Source organism: Streptomyces sp. NPDC001941, assembly GCF_040296945.1.
Lineage (GTDB): Bacteria > Actinomycetota > Actinomycetes > Streptomycetales > Streptomycetaceae > Streptomyces.
In genome coordinates this window covers 1-15,750 of record NZ_JBEOYE010000092.1, presented here as the reverse complement: position 1 = coordinate 15,750, position 15,750 = coordinate 1, and the positions used below count along the sequence as shown (strand labels likewise).

Below are 15,750 nucleotides of genomic sequence, written 5' to 3'. Positions count from 1 at the left end.
CAAGCTGACACGCGGTCAATCGCCGTTCAATGAGCCGACGCGCCCGGACCGCTGTTCATGATCACTTGCATGTCATCCCCCACCCCAGTCCCCGCGCGCTCCGCCGGGGCACCGCTGCGGCGGACCGCCCTGACCGTGACGGCCGTGGCGCTCGCCGCCGTCACGGCCCTCGGCACCCCAGTCCCCACCCACGCGGCCCCCGCCGCCCCCAAGCCGCCGAAGACCGTCTACCTGACCTTCGACGACGGCCCGCACCCCCGCTGGACGCCCCGGGTCCTGACCATCCTGGCCCGCCACAAGGTGCGCGCCACCTTCTTCCAGATCGGGCAGAACGCTGCCGCCCACCCGGCCCTGGTGCGCCGCGTCCACCGGGCCGGCCACTCGGTGCAGAACCACACCTGGTCGCACCCCGACCTGCGGTACGTGAGCGGCGCGCGGTTCAGCCGCGAGGTGCGCCGCACGGACCGCGCCGTGAAGGCGGGCACCGGGCGCTACCCCACCTGTCTGCGCCCGCCGTACGGGGGCGTGAACCGGACCGTGCGGGAGCGGGCCGCCGCGCTCGGCAAGCGCATCCGGCTGTGGACCGTCGACCCCACGGACTGGGCCCGCCCGGGCACGTACGCCATCCAGCGCCGGGTGCTGCGCCAGGTGCGCCCGGGCGGCGTGATCCTGCTGCACGACGGGGGCGGCGACCGGAGCCAGACCGTCGCGGCCCTCCCGTACGTGCTGAAGGAGCTGAAGCGGCGGGGCTACCGGATCAAGCCGCTTCCCTGCCGGTAGCGGGGGCCGCGCGGCCTCCCCGGTCGCGCAGCCTGCGCAGCAGCGTGGCGGCCTCGCTGCTGAAGCTGACCCCGGCGGCCAGGGTCACCCACATCGCGACCGCCTGCACGAGGTGGGAGGTGCCCGCCTCGACGTCCCGCACCGCCATCTCGCTCAGGGCCCGGTAGAGCATGCTGCCGGGCAGCAGCGGGGTGGTGGCGGGGATGACCCAGGGCAGCGCCGACACTCCGTGGCGGCGGGCGAGGACCTGGCCGATGCCGCCGATGGCGGCGGCCACGCACCCCGTGCACAGCAGCCGGGAGAGCTCCAGGTCGCGCAGGCCGATGAAGGCGATCAGGCCGCCGACGCCCAGCGCCATCACGAGCGGCCACTTGCGCGGCGGCACGTTCATCCGGGACGCGATCGCCGCGGTGAACACGGCCACGCCGAGCAGCCGCCAGGAGAGGTAGTCGAGGGGAGCGGTCTGCGAGAACAGCGGGAGGGCGTGGCCGAACCGGGCCGCGACGGTGAGGCTGGCCCCGATCCCGGCGACCAGCGCGAGGAAGACGAGCGTGGCGTCCATCAGCCGGGCGTAGGCGGTCAGGTAGTGCCCGGTCAGCGCGTCCTGGACGGCGCTGATGACGGTGAGCGCGGGCAGCAGCGCCAGGATGCCGCCGACGATGATCGCCCGCGAGTCCAGGGCGTCGCCGTAGGGCTCCATGACCAGGGCGGCGATGGCGGCGGGCACCGCGGCCAGGGCGAAGCGGTAGAAGGCCGGTACGCCGTGCGCCGCCAGGAAGCTCGTCATGCGCGCGGCCAGGGTCGCGGCGAGGAACGAGGGGATGACGACGTGGTGGTCGCCGCCCGCGACGAGGCTGCCCGAGGCCGCGACGACGCCGCCGTGCACGGCGTGGTCGAGCCAGCGCGCGGCGCGGCTGCCGTCGGAGGGGTCGGCGGGGGCCGGGGACAGCGCGAAGGCGCGCTCCCGGGCCTCGGTCGCGGACACCCTGCCCTCGTTGATCTCCTGGATCAGCTGCTGGGTGGCGCCGAGCGCGGTGAAGTCGGTGGTGCGGCGGCGCACGATGCGCTGCTCGACGGTGGGTTCGGTGTCCTCGGCCATCCGGCCCGACAGCGAGACCACCCACAGCGTCACGTCAGGCTCACACCACATCAGTCCGTACGACTCGGCCGTGACGAGCATGCCGGCGATGGTCTCCTCGCCGTCCGCGCCGTTGGCGAGCAGGGACTCGGCGATCATCAGGGCCAGCGAGATGACGAAGGCGGCGTCGGGCGACTCGCCCTCGGCCGGCGGGTCCATCAGCGGGTGCGGATCCGGTTCGAGGCCGCGCAGCCGCCCCAGGGTCTGCTGCATCCACGGCAGCGACTTGCTCGGCACCGTACTCCTCCCCAGTCCGTGGCCCGCGGTGGTCCGGAGTGGGTGCGCGGGGCGTCTGGGCGGGATGTTAGGCGGCTTTCGCGGTGATGTGTCCCCAGGGCGGCCGGGTCGGCCGCGGGGCGCGGCGAATCACCGGTTCGGACGCCGGGGGAGTTCCGGCACGGACGCCGGGGTGCGGGCGGCGGGGACGTGGGCGGCGGGGCTGCGGGCGGTAGGGGTGTGAGGGGCCGAGTGTGGGGCCGCCCTGTCCGGCGGTTCGCGGCCGGGCAGGCGGCCTGTGCGGCGGTTCGCGGCCGGGTCGGCCTGTCCGACGGTCCGTGTCCGGGTCGGCCGAACATGTTCGTTACCGTGGGGCCATGACCCCGAGGACCCCCGCCCCGCGCGGCCGCCGCGAGCGGCCCGCCAAGCCCGCGCTCACGTACGAGGGCATCGTCGCCACGGCGGTGCGCCTGATGGAGGCCGAGGGCCTGCGACGGGTGACGATGCGGCGGCTCGCCCAGGAGCTCGACACGGGCCCGGCGTCGCTGTACGTGTACGTGGCCAACACGGCCGAACTCCACGCGGCGATCCTGGAGGAGCTGCTCGGCGCGGTGGACCTGTCCCCGGTCACGGGCGGGGGCGACTGGCGCGACCGGCTCGCGGAGGTGCTCGGGAGCTACACGCGCGTGCTGTTCGGCCACCCCAGCCTGGCCCACTCCGCCCTGGTGGCCCGCCCCTCGGGGCCGAACTACCTGGCCCTGGTCGAGGCGGTGCTCGCCCTGCTGCACCAGGGCGGGGTGCCCGACGCCCAGGCCGCCTGGGGCGTCGACGTCCTGCTCCAGGTCGCCACCGCGACGGCCGCCGAGCAGTCCGCCCGCTCCGAGGCGGCGGACGCGGAGGAGGAGCACCACGCGATGGTCGCCGCCCTGCGCGAGGCGTCCCCGGAGGCCTACCCGCGCATCGCGGCCCTGGGCGCGGACATCGCCTCCGGCACCCCGCGCCGGCGCCTGGCCTGGACCTTCCGCATGGTGATCAACGGAACGGCGGGTACGCCCCGGCCCGAGTGACCGCCCGCGCGGCACCGCGCGGGGCCGCACCGCTCAGGCGGTGAAGTAGTGCCCCTGCTCCAGGTCCGCGAGCAGGCCCTCGCGCTTGGGCTCCCAGCCGAGCAGTTCGCGGGTGAGCGCGCTGGAGGCGGGGCAGTCCAGGCCGAGGAACCCGGCCAGCCAGCCGAAGTGCTCCGGTGCCCGCTCCGGGGCGACCGCCGCCACGGGCAGGCCGAGTCGGCGGCCGATGGCCTCGGCGACGTCGCCGAGCCGGACGCCCTCCTCCGCCGCGGCGTGCAGGGTGCTGCCCGCGGGCGCGTCCTCCAGGGCGAGCCGGAACAGCCGTGCGGCGTCCTCCCGGTGCACGGCGGGCCAGCGGACGCCGCCGTCGCCGAGGTACCCCGAGACGCCCTTGTCCCGGGCGATCCCGACGAGCGTGGCCATGAAGCCGTGGTCGCCGTCGCCGTGCACGGTGGGCGCCAGGCGCAGCACCGAGGAACGCACTCCGCGCTCGGCGAGGGACAGGGCCAGTTCGGCGTTGGCGTGCCGGCCCAGCGGCCCGGAGTCGAGCAGGGCCGCGTCGTGCGGGTCCACGTCGTGGCCGTCCCGCTCGGTGCTGACCTGCCCGGGCTTGAGCCCCGCGAGGCCGGAGGCGAGCACGAAGGGCCGGTCCGACCCGGCCAGTGCCCCGGCGAACACGTCGAGGGCGGCCCGGTCGGCCCTGACGGCGGCCGGGAAGTCGCCGGTGAAGGCCAGGTCGTGCTTGAAGGCGAGGTGCGCCACGCCGTCCGAGGCGGCCGTCGCCGCACGCAGCACGTCGAGGTCGTCCAGGCCGCCGTGGACCACTTCGGCCCCGGCCCGGGCGAGGGCGGAGGCGGCGGCCTCGGAGCGGGCCAGGCCGGTGACCCGGTGGCCCGCGCCGATCAGTTCGGGCACGAGGGCGGAGCCGATCCAGCCCGAGGCGCCGGTGACGAAAACACGCATGGGGGTCCTCCTGGGGAAGGGGCCGGGCGGTGTGGCGGAGGGCCGTCGCACCGTCCACCCGATGTCAGTCTCTGACATCGAAGCTAGCACGCGATGTCAGGGACTGTCATCGCGTAGGATCGCGCCATGGGTCGATGGCAGCCGAACGCGCGCGGGCGCCTCCTGGAGGCGGCCATGGAGCTCTTCGCGGAGCGGGGGTACGAGCAGACCACCGTCGGCGAGATCGCCAAGCGGGCCGGTCTGACGGAGCGCACGTTCTTCCGGCACTACGCCGACAAGCGCGAGGTGCTGTTCGGCGGCGCGCAGGAGATGCGGGAGCTCTTCACCCGCACCCTGGCCGGGCTCCCCGCGTCGGCGGGTCCGATGGAGGCCGTGGGGGCGACCCTGGCGGCCGTCGCCGAGGGCTTCCGGGACCGCCACGCCTTCGCCCGGCACCGCCAGGCGCTCATCGCCGCCAACGCCGAACTGCGCGAGCGCGAACTCATCAAGCTCGCCGACCTGTCGGCGACCGTGGCCGGCGCGCTGCGCGAGCGGGGCGTCGGCGAACCCGCGGCGAGCCTCGCCGCCGAGGCCGCCATCGCCGTCTTCCGGGTCGCCTTCGAGCGCTGGACCCGGTCGCCGGGCACTCGTGAACTGGGCCTCTACATGGAGGAGTCCCTCGTCGAACTGAAGGCGGTGACCGCCGGGGCGTGAGGCCCCGCGCCGCCCCCCCGACGGCTCCACACCGGAACGTCCACCGGCCCCGCACGCCCCCGCGCTCCGACGCGCCGCGCGTGCGGGGCCGTTGCCAGTTGCTGCCCGGGAGCGTCGCCGTCCACCGGCTTCGCACGCCCGAGCGCCCCGACGCGCCGCGGGCTGATGGCGCGTCACCCCTCGTACGCGTACGACACATCCCGACATCCCGCACGACACGTCTCACGCGACGGAACGCGCACGACACATCCCGGGGACCGGGTACAGGCGCCGCCCCGATGGGTTAGGTTAGGCATACCTAAGTAGGTGCGCAGGCGCCTACCGCGTCCTCATGGCCTCATGGAGAACCCGCATGCGTCCCCACACCGCTCACGCCACGTACCCGACCCCCGCCGAGCGCCTGCGGTCGATCATCACGGCCGCGCACTCCATGACCGTCGTCGCCGACGGCCACCAGCAGGAGGTCCACACCCTGGACGGCGCGGGCGCCATGGGCCGCGTCCACCTCCACGACCCCGCCGAGCCGTTCGGCCCCGGCCACGCCGTCCCGCGCGTCCCCGTGCGCCTGGAGCTCACCGACATCGCCCCCACGCCGCTGCGCGACCGGCTGCGCGCCCGGGTCACCCTCTCCGGCCTGGTGGCCGCCCCCTACGACCCGCAGTCCACGGACAGCACCTGCATGCGGTTCGGCCAGGCGGTCCTGGAGGACGCGGGCGGGCGCACCTACGTCACCCTGGAGCAGCTCCAGTCCGCCGAGCCCGACCCGATGGCCTCGTGCGAGGCGTCGATGCTCCACCACCTCGTCGCCGACCACGCCGAACTGGTCACCCTGCTGCTCCGCCTGGTCGAACCCCGCGTCAAGCGCGGCCTGGTGCGCACCCTGCCGCTGGCCATGGACCGGTACGGCATCACCCTGCGCCTGGAGTACGCGGCCACCCAGCGCGACGTGCGCCTGCCCTTCCCGACCCCGCTGAACGAGGTGGACCAGGCGGGCGTCCAGATCCACGCGCTGCTCACGGCGGCCCGCCGCTGCTCCCACTCCCGGCTGCCGGCCTGAAGGCAGCTGTTCGGGCGGTTCAGTCCCGGACGTTGACCGCGTGCAGCGCGGCGCGGACCAGCGGCAGGTCGATGACCGGTACGGCGATCTCCCAGGGCCGGTCCGCGTCCCGCAGCGACAGTAGCCGGAACTGCTCCTTGTCGATCACCATGCCGTCCCGGCCCGTCACCTGCGACGCGCCGTGCACGTGGAACGGACCGGTCAGCACCACGTCCTCGCGCACCCGCCCGAGGAGCCGGTACGGCCGCCACAGCACCGGCGTGGGCGCGCCGGGGTCGAGTATCAACAGGCCCTGCCGGAAGCGCCCGTCGATGCGCGGGAACGCCGCGACGGCCCGCGCCTCGCCCGCCCGCAGCGCCACCAGGTCCGCCTCCGCGCGCGCGGGCGCGGCCCCCACCAGCAGCTCGGCCAACCGCTTCGGATGCCTCAGCAGATCGGAGACCGCCTGCGTCCCCGCCGCCCGCCGTACCTCGCGCCGCCCCACGGATCCGTCCCCCTTCGTCGAAGACCCCTTCTACACCCCTCGGACGCCGACGATAGCGCCGGGGTACGACAGTCCCGCGGGGCACTGGAGGGCGTACGGGAGCAGGGGAGCGGACGGGACGGAACGGCCGCTGCTCTCCGAATGTCAGCCGTGGCCCTTCGCCGTCAGGCGGCGGTCGCGCAGCAGGGCCTGGGCGGACGGGCGCTCCTGGATGGCGGCGTCGAGCAGGCGCACCGCGCGGGCCCGCTGCCGCTCCCGCTCCTCGATCTGCTCCCGGGTGTCACCGGGCGCCGCCTTGCGGGGGCAGAACGGACAGGCGTACCGCTGGAGGTGCGGGTGGCGGCCCGGTGCGGGCGGCTTCATCGCCGTCAGGCAGCGCGGACAGGTCATCGGATCGGCGCCCTTCATGTCCCCGCAGGCGGAGCACACGAACAGGTCGCGCTGGCGCCACATCGTCCCCCGGCACCTGGGGCAGCCGGTGGTCTCGATGCCGTGCGAGCCCAGCGGGGGAGGCTCGGGCGTGGTCTCGGCGTACGCCGCGATGCGGTCCCGGACGTGCGGGTCGCTGGTGGCGGCCATGCGGAGCAGGTGTGCGGTGCGGGAGCGTGCTTCATCGGCGAACGACAACGCTGACGGAGGCCCTTCAGACGGCGGAGCTGCGGCGCGGGAGGGCCCATCCTGCCCCATCCCCGCCCCGGTGGCGCCGACCCGGGGCCGTGGTTCACCCGGTGGCGGCCCACTCGAAGGGAAGTGCGGCGCGCCGAAACCTTTCGGCACCCGTGTCGTCCCGGTGGCGGGGACGTCAACCTCCGTACCTCGCGCGCCCGTTCACAGACTCTTCACGGCAGGTCCGGCGTGTGCCGGCGCGCCCCGACGTACGGGCCGGGGCCCCGGCCCGTCGCGTACGGGAGTCAGTGGCGGCGGCCCCGCAGACGGCCGAACAGGCGCTGGGCCTGCGCCCGGGTGCGCGGATCGGAGGCGGCGCGACGGGCCTGTGCCGCGGTGCGGCGCCCCTGCGGACTGCGGGCGAACTGCTTGATGCGGTCGATGATCCCGGCCATGGTCTCTCCTCGCGAGTGGGCGGTGCGGTCCCTTGTCCGGGGCGCGTACCCCCGCCGCGCCGCCCGAAGCGCCGCCGGGCCGACCGCCGGGAGCGACCCGCGGGCGCGCGTGCGACCCGAAAACGCGTGTGCGCCCCCCGGCCGCCCGCCCGTAGGGTCGGCTCCCGCACAGGGCGACGCGACGGAGGAGGGCGGATGTCCGCCGAGAGCGGTACGGAGCTGAGGGTCGGCGAGATGGCGGCCCGGCTGGTGGAGGTGGCGGGCGTACGGGCCGTGGCGCTCGGCGGCAGCCGGGCGCGGGGCGCGCACCGGCCCGACTCCGACTGGGACCTGGGCGTCTACTACCGGGGCGAGGTCGACGTGGCGGCCCTCGCGGCGCTGGCCGCCGAGGTGACCGGGCACGAGGTGGAGGTCGCCGGGCCGGGCGGCTGGGGGCGCTGGGTCGACGGCGGTGCCTGGTTGCGCGTGGACGGCGTGGCGGTCGACTGGATCCTGCGCGACCTGGACCGCGTGCGGCGGGTCTGGGCCGACTGCCGCGAGGGCCGCTACGAGGTGGGCGTGCAACCCGGGCACCCGCTCGGCTTCTGGTCGCCCGCGTACGCCGGAGAGGTCGCCCTCTGCCGCGTACTGGCCGACCCCGGGGGTGAGTTGGCGGCGCTGCGGGCCGAGGCCCAGGGGTACCCCGAACCGCTGCGCCAGGCCTTGCGGGACGCGGCGTGGGAGGCGGAGTTCTCGGTCGCGGGCGCCCGCAAGGCGGCCTCCACCGGGGACGATCTGTACCTGTCGCTGTGCCTGTCGCGGGCGCTCGGCGTGCTGGCGCAGGCGCTGCTCGGGCACCACGGGGTGTGGTGCCTCAACGAGAAGGGAGCGCTGCGGACGGCGAGCCGGCTGCCGGGCGCGCCGGAGGGCTTCGCGCGCGAGGTAGGAGAGGTGCTGCGCTCGCTCGACGTGGAGGCGGCGGCCCGGCTGGTGGCGCGGACCCGTGCCGCCATGACGGAAGGCCGGGAAGCCGCTACCGACGGGTAGGCGGGGTGGTGCGCACGGGGCGGGCGGTCAATACTGCGGCGGGCGGGGCGAGTTGACCCCCGTGTGTACCGAGACGAGTACGAGGGGGAAGCGATGGGCTTCGAGTGGACCAGGGCGCTGCGCGTCCTGATACCCCTGGCCGTCACCGCGAGCGCGCTGGTGGCGGCCCCCGCGCAGGCGGCGCCGGCCTGCGCGGACCGGGGCGAGGGCGCCCCGGTGGAGGTGGCGCGGGTGCCGGACTGGGCCGAGTCGATCGCCGTCGACGCGGCGGGCCGGATGTTCGTCACCGGCCTGTACGGCGGACGCGTCTACCGGATCGACGCCCCGGGCCGCACCCCCGTGCCCCTCACCGGGAACATCGGCGCCAACGGCGGTGTGGTCGTGCGACCCGACGGCCGGCTCCTGGTGGGCACCGGCAACGACGTCCTGCACTCGGTGACCGGCGACTTCCTGCCCGTCTCCGAGCTGCTCCTGGTGGACCCGGAGACCGGCGCGAGCTCCACGTACGCCTCCGGGCTCGGTGGCATCGACGGGGTCGCGCTGGCGCCGGACGGCACCGTCTACACCACCACCCTGGGCGGCCGCGGCATCGGCCGGGTCACCCCGGACGGCCGGGTCACCCCGGTGTGGGCGAAGGTGGCGCAGCCCAACGGGATCGCCGTCTCGCCGGACGGCCGCGCCGTCTACGTGGTCCAGACGACGGTGGCCCCCGGCCTGTACCGCATCCCGGTCGACGACCCGGGGCACCCGAGCCGCCTGGTGTCGGCGGGGCCCGCCGACGTCCTGGCCCTGCCCGACGGGCTCACCCTGGACCGCGCCGGACGGCCGCTCATCGCCACGCACGCCTCGGGGCAGGTGTGGCGGGTCGAGGGCGTCGAGGAGGGTGCCGGGGCGCCGCGCCTGTGCGCGGTGGAGTCGGGGCTGCACCTGTCGACGCAGCTGGTGTACGGGCGCGGCGCGGGCAGCTTCGCGGCGGGGCGGCTGTACCGCGCCGGGGTGGACGGGCGGATCCTGGAGGTCCCGGCGGGCGCCGCGGGCTGAGGTGGGTCCGGGCTGGTCACGGGCGCCGTCGCGACGGGTGAGCCGCGTCTCACCGGGGCGGCGGCGCTTGTGTATGCAACGAGTTGCATAGAAGGATTCGGGCATGGCCCTCGAGCACGCGATCCTCGTCTCCCTGCTGGAGCAGCCGGGCTCCGGATACGAACTGGCCCGGCGCTTCGACCGGTCCATCGGCTACTTCTGGACGGCGACGCACCAGCAGATCTACCGCGTGCTCAAGCGCATGGAGGGCGACGGCTGGATCTCCGCCCGCGAGGTCGCCCAGGACCGGCGTCCGGACAAGAAGGAGTACTCCGTCGCCGCGCCCGGCCGCACCGCCCTCGACGCCTGGCTGCACGAGCCGATCGAGCCCGAGAGCGTGCGCCACGAACTCGCCGTGAAGATCCGGGGCGCGGCCTTCGGCGACCGGGCCGGGCTGCTGCGCGAGGTCGAGCGCCACCACCGGGCGCACACCGAGCGTCTTGCCCACTACCTGGCCGGCGAGCGGCGCGACTTCACCGGACCCGACGCGCCCGCCCCGCTGGACGCCGGACAGGAGCTCCAGCACGTCGTGCTGCGCGGCGGCATCGCGTACGAACGCATGACCCTGGACTGGCTCGACGACGTCGTCACCACCCTGCGCCGCCTGGACACCGGCACCTGACGTTCCCTCACGTCCCGTCACCCGCAAGCGCGCCGGGACCACGACCACTCCGCGTCACCCTCAATCCCTCAACACCCTCAACCTCTCGACACCCTCAACCCCTCAAGCCGGAAAGGCGACCCGCATGGCCGACCCGCTCCTGTTCAACCCGCGCACCTACGACCCCGCGCACTTCGACCCGGAGACCCGCAGGCTGCTGCGCGCCACCGTCGACTGGTTCGAGCAGCGCGGCAAGCGGCGGCTGATCGAGGACTACCGCACCCGCGCCTGGCTCGGCGACTTCCTGGAGTTCTCCGCCAAGGAGGGCCTGTTCGCCACCTTCCTGACGCCGTCCGCCGAGGCGGGCGAGGGCCAGGGCGACAAGCGGTGGGACACCGCCCGCATCGCCGCGCTCAACGAGGTCTTCGGCTTCTACGGCCTGGACTACTGGTACGCCTGGCAGGTCACTATCCTGGGCCTGGGCCCGGTCTGGCAGAGCGGGAACGCGGACGCCCGCGCCCGCGCCGCCGAACTCCTGGACCAGGGCGAGGTGTTCGCGTTCGGCCTGTCGGAGAAGGCGCACGGCGCCGACATCTACTCCACCGACATGCTCCTGGAGCCGGACGGCGACGGCGGCTTCCGGGCCACCGGCTCCAAGTACTACATCGGCAACGGCAACAAGGCCGCACTGGTCTCCGTCTTCGGCCGCCGCACCGACGTCGAGGGACCCGACGGCTACGTCTTCTTCGCCGCCGACAGCCGCCACGAGGCGTACCACCTGGTCAAGAACGTGGTGGACTCCTCCAAGTACGTCAGCGAGTTCCGCCTCCAGGACTACCCGGTGCGCGCCGAGGACGTCCTGCACACCGGGCGCGCCGCCTTCGACGCGGCCCTGAACACCGTCAACGTCGGCAAGTTCAACCTGTGCACCGCCTCCATCGGCATCTGCGAGCACGCGATGTACGAGGCCGTCACGCACGCGAACTCCCGCATCCTGTACGGCCGTCCGGTCACCGCGTTCCCGCACGTGCGCCGCGGCCTGACCGACGCCTACGTGCGCCTGGTCGGCATGAAGCTGTTCAGCGACCGCGCCGTCGACTACTTCCGCACCGCGGGCCCCGACGACCGCCGCTACCTGCTCTTCAACCCGATGACCAAGATGAAGGTCACCACCGAGGGCGAGAAGGTCATCGACCTCATGTGGGACGTGATCGCGGCCAAGGGCTTCGAGAAGGACACCTACTTCGCCCAGGCCGCCGCCGAGATCCGCGGACTGCCCAAGCTGGAGGGCACGGTCCACGTCAACCTCGCCCTGATCCTGAAGTTCATGGGCAACCACCTGCTCGCCCCGGCCCCGTACGAGCCGGTGCCCTCGCGCCTGGACGCGGCCGACGACGCCTTCCTGTTCCGCCAGGGCCCGGCCCGCGGCCTGGGGGCCGTCCGCTTCCACGACTGGCGCACGGCGTACGACGCGTACGCGGGCCTGGCCAACGTCGCCCGGTTCCGCGAACAGGCCGACGCGCTCTGCGAGTTCGTCACCACGGCCGCCCCGGACGAGGCGCAGAGCCGCGACCTGGACCTGCTGCTCGCGGTCGGCCAGCTGTTCGCGCTGGTGGTGCACGGCCAGCTGATCCTGGAGCAGGCGCGCCTGACCGGTCTGGACGAGGACGTGCTCGACGAGCTGTTCGCCGTCCTGGTGCGGGACTTCTCCGCGTACGCCGTCGAGCTGCACGGCAAGGACTCGGCCACCCCGGCGCAGCAGGACTGGGCGCTGGGCGCGGTGCGCCGCCCGGTGGTGGACGAGGCGCGCTCGGAGCGGGTGTGGCAGCGCGTGGAGGCGCTGGCGGGCACGTACGAGATGGCGCCGTAGGCGGTCCGTCGGAGGCCCCGTCCGGTGCGCCGGACGGGGCCCTTCCCGTCGGCCCCGCCCACCCGGGCTCCCGGAAGCGATCCGGGACCCGGGGCAACTCGAAGGGGTGAGGGACCCAGGGGTACGGACCCGTGGGTACGGGACCCGGGGTCATTCCCGGGGGTACGGACCCGGGGTCACTCGAAGAGGTGCCGGTGCCCCCGGCTCCACGCCAGGCGGCGCGTCAGCTCGGGCAGGAGCCCGTCGCGGACCCAGCCGGCCTGCGGCTCGTGCCCCTCGGCGGCCAGCCGGCGCACCCGGCGCAGGTTGCCCCGCTGGCGGTCGATGACCGCGTCCGCGATGCCGGTGACGGAGTTCAGTCCGTACGCGGCGCAGAACAGCTCCACCCGGCGGCGCCGGTCCGGCGCCCGTTCGAAGCCCAGGGAACGCACGCAGGTCCCGTCGTCGCGGAACGGCGCCGCGTACTCCAGGGCGAACGCCACGTCGTGCAGGCGCGGTGCGGGCCTGGCGAAGTCCCAGTCCACCACGCCCACCGGTCTGCGGCCCTGCCAGAGGACGTTCCACGGCCCGAAGTCCCCGTGGCAGACGACCTGTTCGTCCTCCTGTCCGGCCACCTCCACGACCCCCTCGGCCCACACCGCGCCCTCCGGCGGGGAGAAGCCCACGGTCGCCTCGTGGTAGTCCCGCAGGAGCCGGGCGAACGCGCACAGGCCCTGGTCGTCCACCACCCGCGCCCAGCCGGTGGAGCCGGCCTCGCCCTCGATGTGCGCGAGGACCTCCCGGCCCTGGTCGTCGTAGCCGAACACCCTTGGCGCGTAGGGGAATCCGACCGACTCCAGGTGTTTGAGCAGGGCGTGCACCGCGGGCGTCCACGGCTGGGCCGGACGGCGGACGGTGTCCCCGACCCGTACGGCGGCGTGGTGCGGAGGATGGTCCCGCGGTGCGTCCTCGCTCGTCATGCGCGGGACGCTACCGCCTGGCTCCCGCCCGGGTCCGGGAATCGCGCGGCGCGGCCGGAATATGCCCCACGGGCGGCGGAACGGCGATATAGGGGCAGGCGAGGGGGAAAGTCGCGGGGATCAACGGGGGCCCGCCGGGTACACGCCGGGTGCGCACCCCGTACCCGTACCACCCGGCACCCCGTGCACAGGCCCGCAGGAGGCGGACGATGACCGGCATCTCCGAGCTCGAACTCGACGCTCTCTGGGAGGAGTTCAGGCGCGTGGTCAACATGACCTCGCAGGAGCTGGACGCCTGGCTGCTGGCCGTGGAGACCGACGCGGAGGGCGCGGGCGCGCGGCCGGTGGACGCCGAGGCCGGGAAGCGGGTGCTCGCCCTGCTGCACAAGCGGCGCGCGGACCTCACCGACGCGGACGTGCGGGCGATGTACGAGGTGGTGGACGCGGTGGAGGAGCTGTCGGGGGAGGAACACCGCGGCCGGCTGATGGCGCTGGGGCACGACCCGCGCAAGGCGTGAAGAAATGCCCGATTGGTTGGCCTTTGGTCGAAGGCGCCAAGCATTTCGATCACAAACAAACAAAGAAAGACAACAGAACTCTTCAGTTTCTGTCGGGTGAGGCGTAGGTTCCGGGTCCGGACAAGTAAGCGCGACGAAGCGAGTACGCATGCATTACCTAGCCGCGGGACTCCGGCTTCCCACCAACGGCCTGGACTACGCCATCATGGCGATCTACTTCGTGGTCGTCCTGGGCATCGGCTTCGCCGCCCGGGCGAGCGTGAGGACCAGCCTCGACTTCTTCCTCTCCGGGCGCTCGCTCCCGGCCTGGGTCACCGGCCTCGCCTTCGTGGCGGCCAACCTCGGCGCGACCGAGATCCTGGGCATGGCCGCCACCGGCGCGCAGTACGGCGTCGCGGTCGTGCACTGGTACTGGATCGGCGCCATCCCCGCGATGGTGTTCCTCGGCCTGGTGATGATGCCGTTCTACTACGGCTCCAAGGTCCGCTCCGTACCCGAGTTCCTGCTCCAGCGCTTCGACAAGTCGGCGCACCTGCTCAGCTCGGTGCTGTTCGCCTTCGCCGCCGTACTGATCGCGGGCGTCAACCTCTACGCCCTGTCGATCGTCGTCGAGGCGCTGCTCGGCTGGCCGCAGTGGGTCGCCATCGTCGTCGCGGGCTTCTTCGTCCTCGCGTACATCACGATCGGCGGGCTCTCCTCGGCGATCTACAACGAGGTCCTGCAGTTCTTCGTCATCCTCGCCGCGCTGATCCCGCTCACCATCCTGGGCCTCAAGCGCGTCGGCGGCTGGGACGGCCTGACCGGCACGCTGAAGTCGGAGCACGGCGCCGACTTCCTCTCCGCCTGGGGCGGTACGGGCATCGGCGAGTCCAACCCGCTGGGCGCCAACTGGCTCACCATCGTCCTCGGCCTGGGCTTCGTGCTCTCCTTCGGCTACTGGACCACCAACTTCGCCGAGGTGCAGCGCGCCCTGTCCGCGAAGAACCTCTCGGCGGCCCGGCGCACCCCCCTGATCGCCGCCTTCCCGAAGATCTTCATCGTCTTCCTGGTGATGATCCCCGGCCTGGTCGCCGCCGTGCTCGTGCCGAAGATCGGCACGCCGGGCTCGGACCTCACCTACAACGACGCGATCCCGCTGCTCATGCAGGAACTGCTGCCCAACGGCGTGCTCGGGATCGCGGTCACCGGACTGCTCGCGGCCTTCATGGCCGGCATGGCGGCCAACGTCTCGTCCTTCAACACCGTCTTCACCACCGACATCTGGGCCCGCTACGTCAAGCCCGGCCGGGACGACGCGTACTACCTGAAGTTCGGCCGCCTCATCACCGCGATCGGCGTGCTGGCCTCCATCGGCACCGCGTTCATCGCGTCGTCCTTCTCCAACATCATGGGCTACCTCCAGACCCTGTTCTCCTTCTTCAACGTCCCGATGTTCGTCGTCTTCATCATCGGCATGTTCTGGAAGCGGGCCTCGATGAAGTCCGGTGTGTGGGGCCTGCTGGCGGGCACCACCGCCGCGATGGTCAACTACTTCTGGATCTACAAGCAGGGCGTCATCTCGATCCCCACCGACCAGGGCGCCAACTTCGTCTCCGCGATCGTCGGCTTCGTGGCGGGCGCGGTCGTCATGGTCCTCGTCACCCTCTTCACCGCCCCCAAGCCCGAGGCCGAGCTGGCGGGCCTGGTGTACGGGACGACCTCACCCGGCCTGGCCGAGCCGCCCGCCGAGGGCGACGGCGCCTGGTACCGCAGTCCCGCCCTGCTCGGCTGGGGCGCGGTCGTCCTGGCCGCCCTGTGCTACCTGCCCTACTCGCTCTGAACGGAGGCTGGACCATGTCGGAACTGCAGCACGAGGTCTCCGAGTTGGAGCGCAGGTCGGCCACCGCCGCCCGGCTCTTCGACATCCGGCGCATCATCGGCGGACTGTTCACCCTGTACGGCGTGATCGTCACCGTCGCGGGGATCTTCGCCTCGGACGCGGACCTGAAGAAGGCCCAGGACGTCAACATCAACCTGTGGACCGGGATCGGGATGCTCGCGCTCGGCGTGTTCTTCCTGGTGTGGCTGAAGCTGCGCCCCGCGGCGCCCCCGCTCCCCGAGGACACCGAGGGCGAGTGAGTCCGTACGCGTGAGGGGTGGCGGGGGGCGGCCGCGGGCGGCCCACCCGCGCCAGATGGGCCCGGGGGTTACGCTCGCGGGGGGGGGTGTGGGGGGGGGTGTTAGGGAGCGACGGGCCC

At 73.7% G+C, this 15,750-nt stretch carries 17 protein-coding genes; 11 read left to right on the top strand and 6 right to left on the bottom strand.

Features of this window, described 5'->3' with window-relative positions:
- The first annotated feature begins 69 nt into the window (after positions 1 to 69).
- Positions 70 to 780 (top strand): polysaccharide deacetylase family protein, encoded by a 711-nt coding sequence (locus tag ABT160_RS37985; protein WP_351652881.1) that lies wholly within the window; start codon positions 70 to 72, stop codon positions 778 to 780.
- On the opposite strand, the gene ABT160_RS37980 is transcribed toward ABT160_RS37985, so the two are convergent.
- Positions 758 to 2,155 carry a threonine/serine exporter family protein gene (locus tag ABT160_RS37980; RefSeq protein WP_351652879.1) on the bottom strand — a complete coding sequence of 466 codons (1,398 nt, stop codon included), beginning with the start codon at positions 2,153 to 2,155 and terminating at the stop codon, positions 758 to 760. The two genes, ABT160_RS37985 and ABT160_RS37980, sit on opposite strands and share 23 nt — an antisense overlap.
- Before the next feature lie 356 nt (positions 2,156 to 2,511).
- On the opposite strand from ABT160_RS37980, the gene ABT160_RS37975 reads away from it, so the two are divergent.
- Complete coding sequence (locus tag ABT160_RS37975; protein ID WP_351652877.1) at positions 2,512 to 3,201, top strand: TetR/AcrR family transcriptional regulator; 690 nt, start codon at positions 2,512 to 2,514, stop codon at positions 3,199 to 3,201.
- Positions 3,202 to 3,234: 33 nt separating this feature from the next.
- On the opposite strand, the gene ABT160_RS37970 is transcribed toward ABT160_RS37975, so the two are convergent.
- Positions 3,235 to 4,164: an SDR family oxidoreductase gene (locus ABT160_RS37970; protein WP_351652876.1), complete on the bottom strand. Its 930-nt coding sequence runs from the start codon at positions 4,162 to 4,164 to the stop codon at positions 3,235 to 3,237.
- Between the two features lie 126 nt (positions 4,165 to 4,290).
- Here ABT160_RS37970 and ABT160_RS37965 point away from each other — a divergent pair, with 126 nt between their 5' ends.
- On the top strand, positions 4,291 to 4,857 hold the full coding sequence (locus ABT160_RS37965; RefSeq protein ID WP_351652874.1) for a TetR/AcrR family transcriptional regulator: 567 nt from the start codon (positions 4,291 to 4,293) through the stop codon (positions 4,855 to 4,857).
- Positions 4,858 to 5,209: 352 nt separating this feature from the next.
- Positions 5,210 to 5,914 carry a DUF2470 domain-containing protein gene (locus ABT160_RS37960; RefSeq protein ID WP_351652872.1) on the top strand — a complete coding sequence of 235 codons (705 nt, stop codon included), beginning with the start codon at positions 5,210 to 5,212 and terminating at the stop codon, positions 5,912 to 5,914.
- 19 nt (positions 5,915 to 5,933) lie between these two features.
- On the opposite strand, the gene ABT160_RS37955 is transcribed toward ABT160_RS37960, so the two are convergent.
- The 3 genes from ABT160_RS37955 to ABT160_RS37945 form a co-directional block, all read right to left on the bottom strand.
- On the bottom strand, positions 5,934 to 6,398 hold the full coding sequence (locus ABT160_RS37955; RefSeq protein ID WP_351652870.1) for a hypothetical protein: 465 nt from the start codon (positions 6,396 to 6,398) through the stop codon (positions 5,934 to 5,936).
- Positions 6,399 to 6,542: 144 nt separating this feature from the next.
- Positions 6,543 to 6,977, bottom strand: coding sequence for a hypothetical protein (locus tag ABT160_RS37950; protein ID WP_351652868.1), 435 nt, complete (start codon positions 6,975 to 6,977; stop codon positions 6,543 to 6,545).
- Positions 6,978 to 7,309: 332 nt separating this feature from the next.
- A complete protein-coding gene (locus tag ABT160_RS37945) occupies positions 7,310 to 7,459 on the bottom strand; it encodes a hypothetical protein (protein ID WP_351652866.1) in 150 nt (49 codons plus the stop codon).
- Positions 7,460 to 7,654: 195 nt separating this feature from the next.
- On the opposite strand from ABT160_RS37945, the gene ABT160_RS37940 reads away from it, so the two are divergent.
- From ABT160_RS37940 to ABT160_RS37925, 4 genes are all read left to right on the top strand, one after another.
- Positions 7,655 to 8,485 carry a nucleotidyltransferase domain-containing protein gene (locus ABT160_RS37940; RefSeq protein WP_351652864.1) on the top strand — a complete coding sequence of 277 codons (831 nt, stop codon included), beginning with the start codon at positions 7,655 to 7,657 and terminating at the stop codon, positions 8,483 to 8,485.
- Between the two features lie 93 nt (positions 8,486 to 8,578).
- A complete protein-coding gene (locus ABT160_RS37935; RefSeq protein ID WP_351652862.1) occupies positions 8,579 to 9,526 on the top strand; it encodes an SMP-30/gluconolactonase/LRE family protein in 948 nt (315 codons plus the stop codon).
- 103 nt (positions 9,527 to 9,629) lie between these two features.
- Complete coding sequence (locus tag ABT160_RS37930) at positions 9,630 to 10,187, top strand: PadR family transcriptional regulator (RefSeq protein ID WP_351652861.1); 558 nt, start codon at positions 9,630 to 9,632, stop codon at positions 10,185 to 10,187.
- A 124-nt stretch (positions 10,188 to 10,311) separates the two neighbouring features.
- Positions 10,312 to 12,036 (top strand): acyl-CoA dehydrogenase family protein, encoded by a 1,725-nt coding sequence (locus tag ABT160_RS37925; RefSeq protein WP_351652859.1) that lies wholly within the window; start codon positions 10,312 to 10,314, stop codon positions 12,034 to 12,036.
- A gap of 176 nt (positions 12,037 to 12,212) precedes the next feature.
- Here ABT160_RS37925 and ABT160_RS37920 read toward each other — a convergent pair whose 3' ends face one another.
- On the bottom strand, positions 12,213 to 12,995 hold the full coding sequence (locus tag ABT160_RS37920) for an aminoglycoside phosphotransferase family protein (protein ID WP_351652857.1): 783 nt from the start codon (positions 12,993 to 12,995) through the stop codon (positions 12,213 to 12,215).
- A gap of 209 nt (positions 12,996 to 13,204) precedes the next feature.
- On the opposite strand from ABT160_RS37920, the gene ABT160_RS37915 reads away from it, so the two are divergent.
- From ABT160_RS37915 to ABT160_RS37905, 3 genes are all read left to right on the top strand, one after another.
- Positions 13,205 to 13,513, top strand: a complete 309-nt coding sequence (locus ABT160_RS37915) for a DUF3140 domain-containing protein (protein WP_351652856.1) — start codon at positions 13,205 to 13,207, stop codon at positions 13,511 to 13,513.
- Positions 13,514 to 13,661: 148 nt separating this feature from the next.
- On the top strand, positions 13,662 to 15,332 hold the full coding sequence (locus tag ABT160_RS37910; RefSeq protein WP_351652854.1) for a sodium:solute symporter family protein: 1,671 nt from the start codon (positions 13,662 to 13,664) through the stop codon (positions 15,330 to 15,332).
- Positions 15,333 to 15,346: 14 nt separating this feature from the next.
- Positions 15,347 to 15,631 (top strand): hypothetical protein, encoded by a 285-nt coding sequence (locus tag ABT160_RS37905; RefSeq protein ID WP_351652852.1) that lies wholly within the window; start codon positions 15,347 to 15,349, stop codon positions 15,629 to 15,631.
- The last annotated feature ends 119 nt before the right edge of the window (positions 15,632 to 15,750 follow it).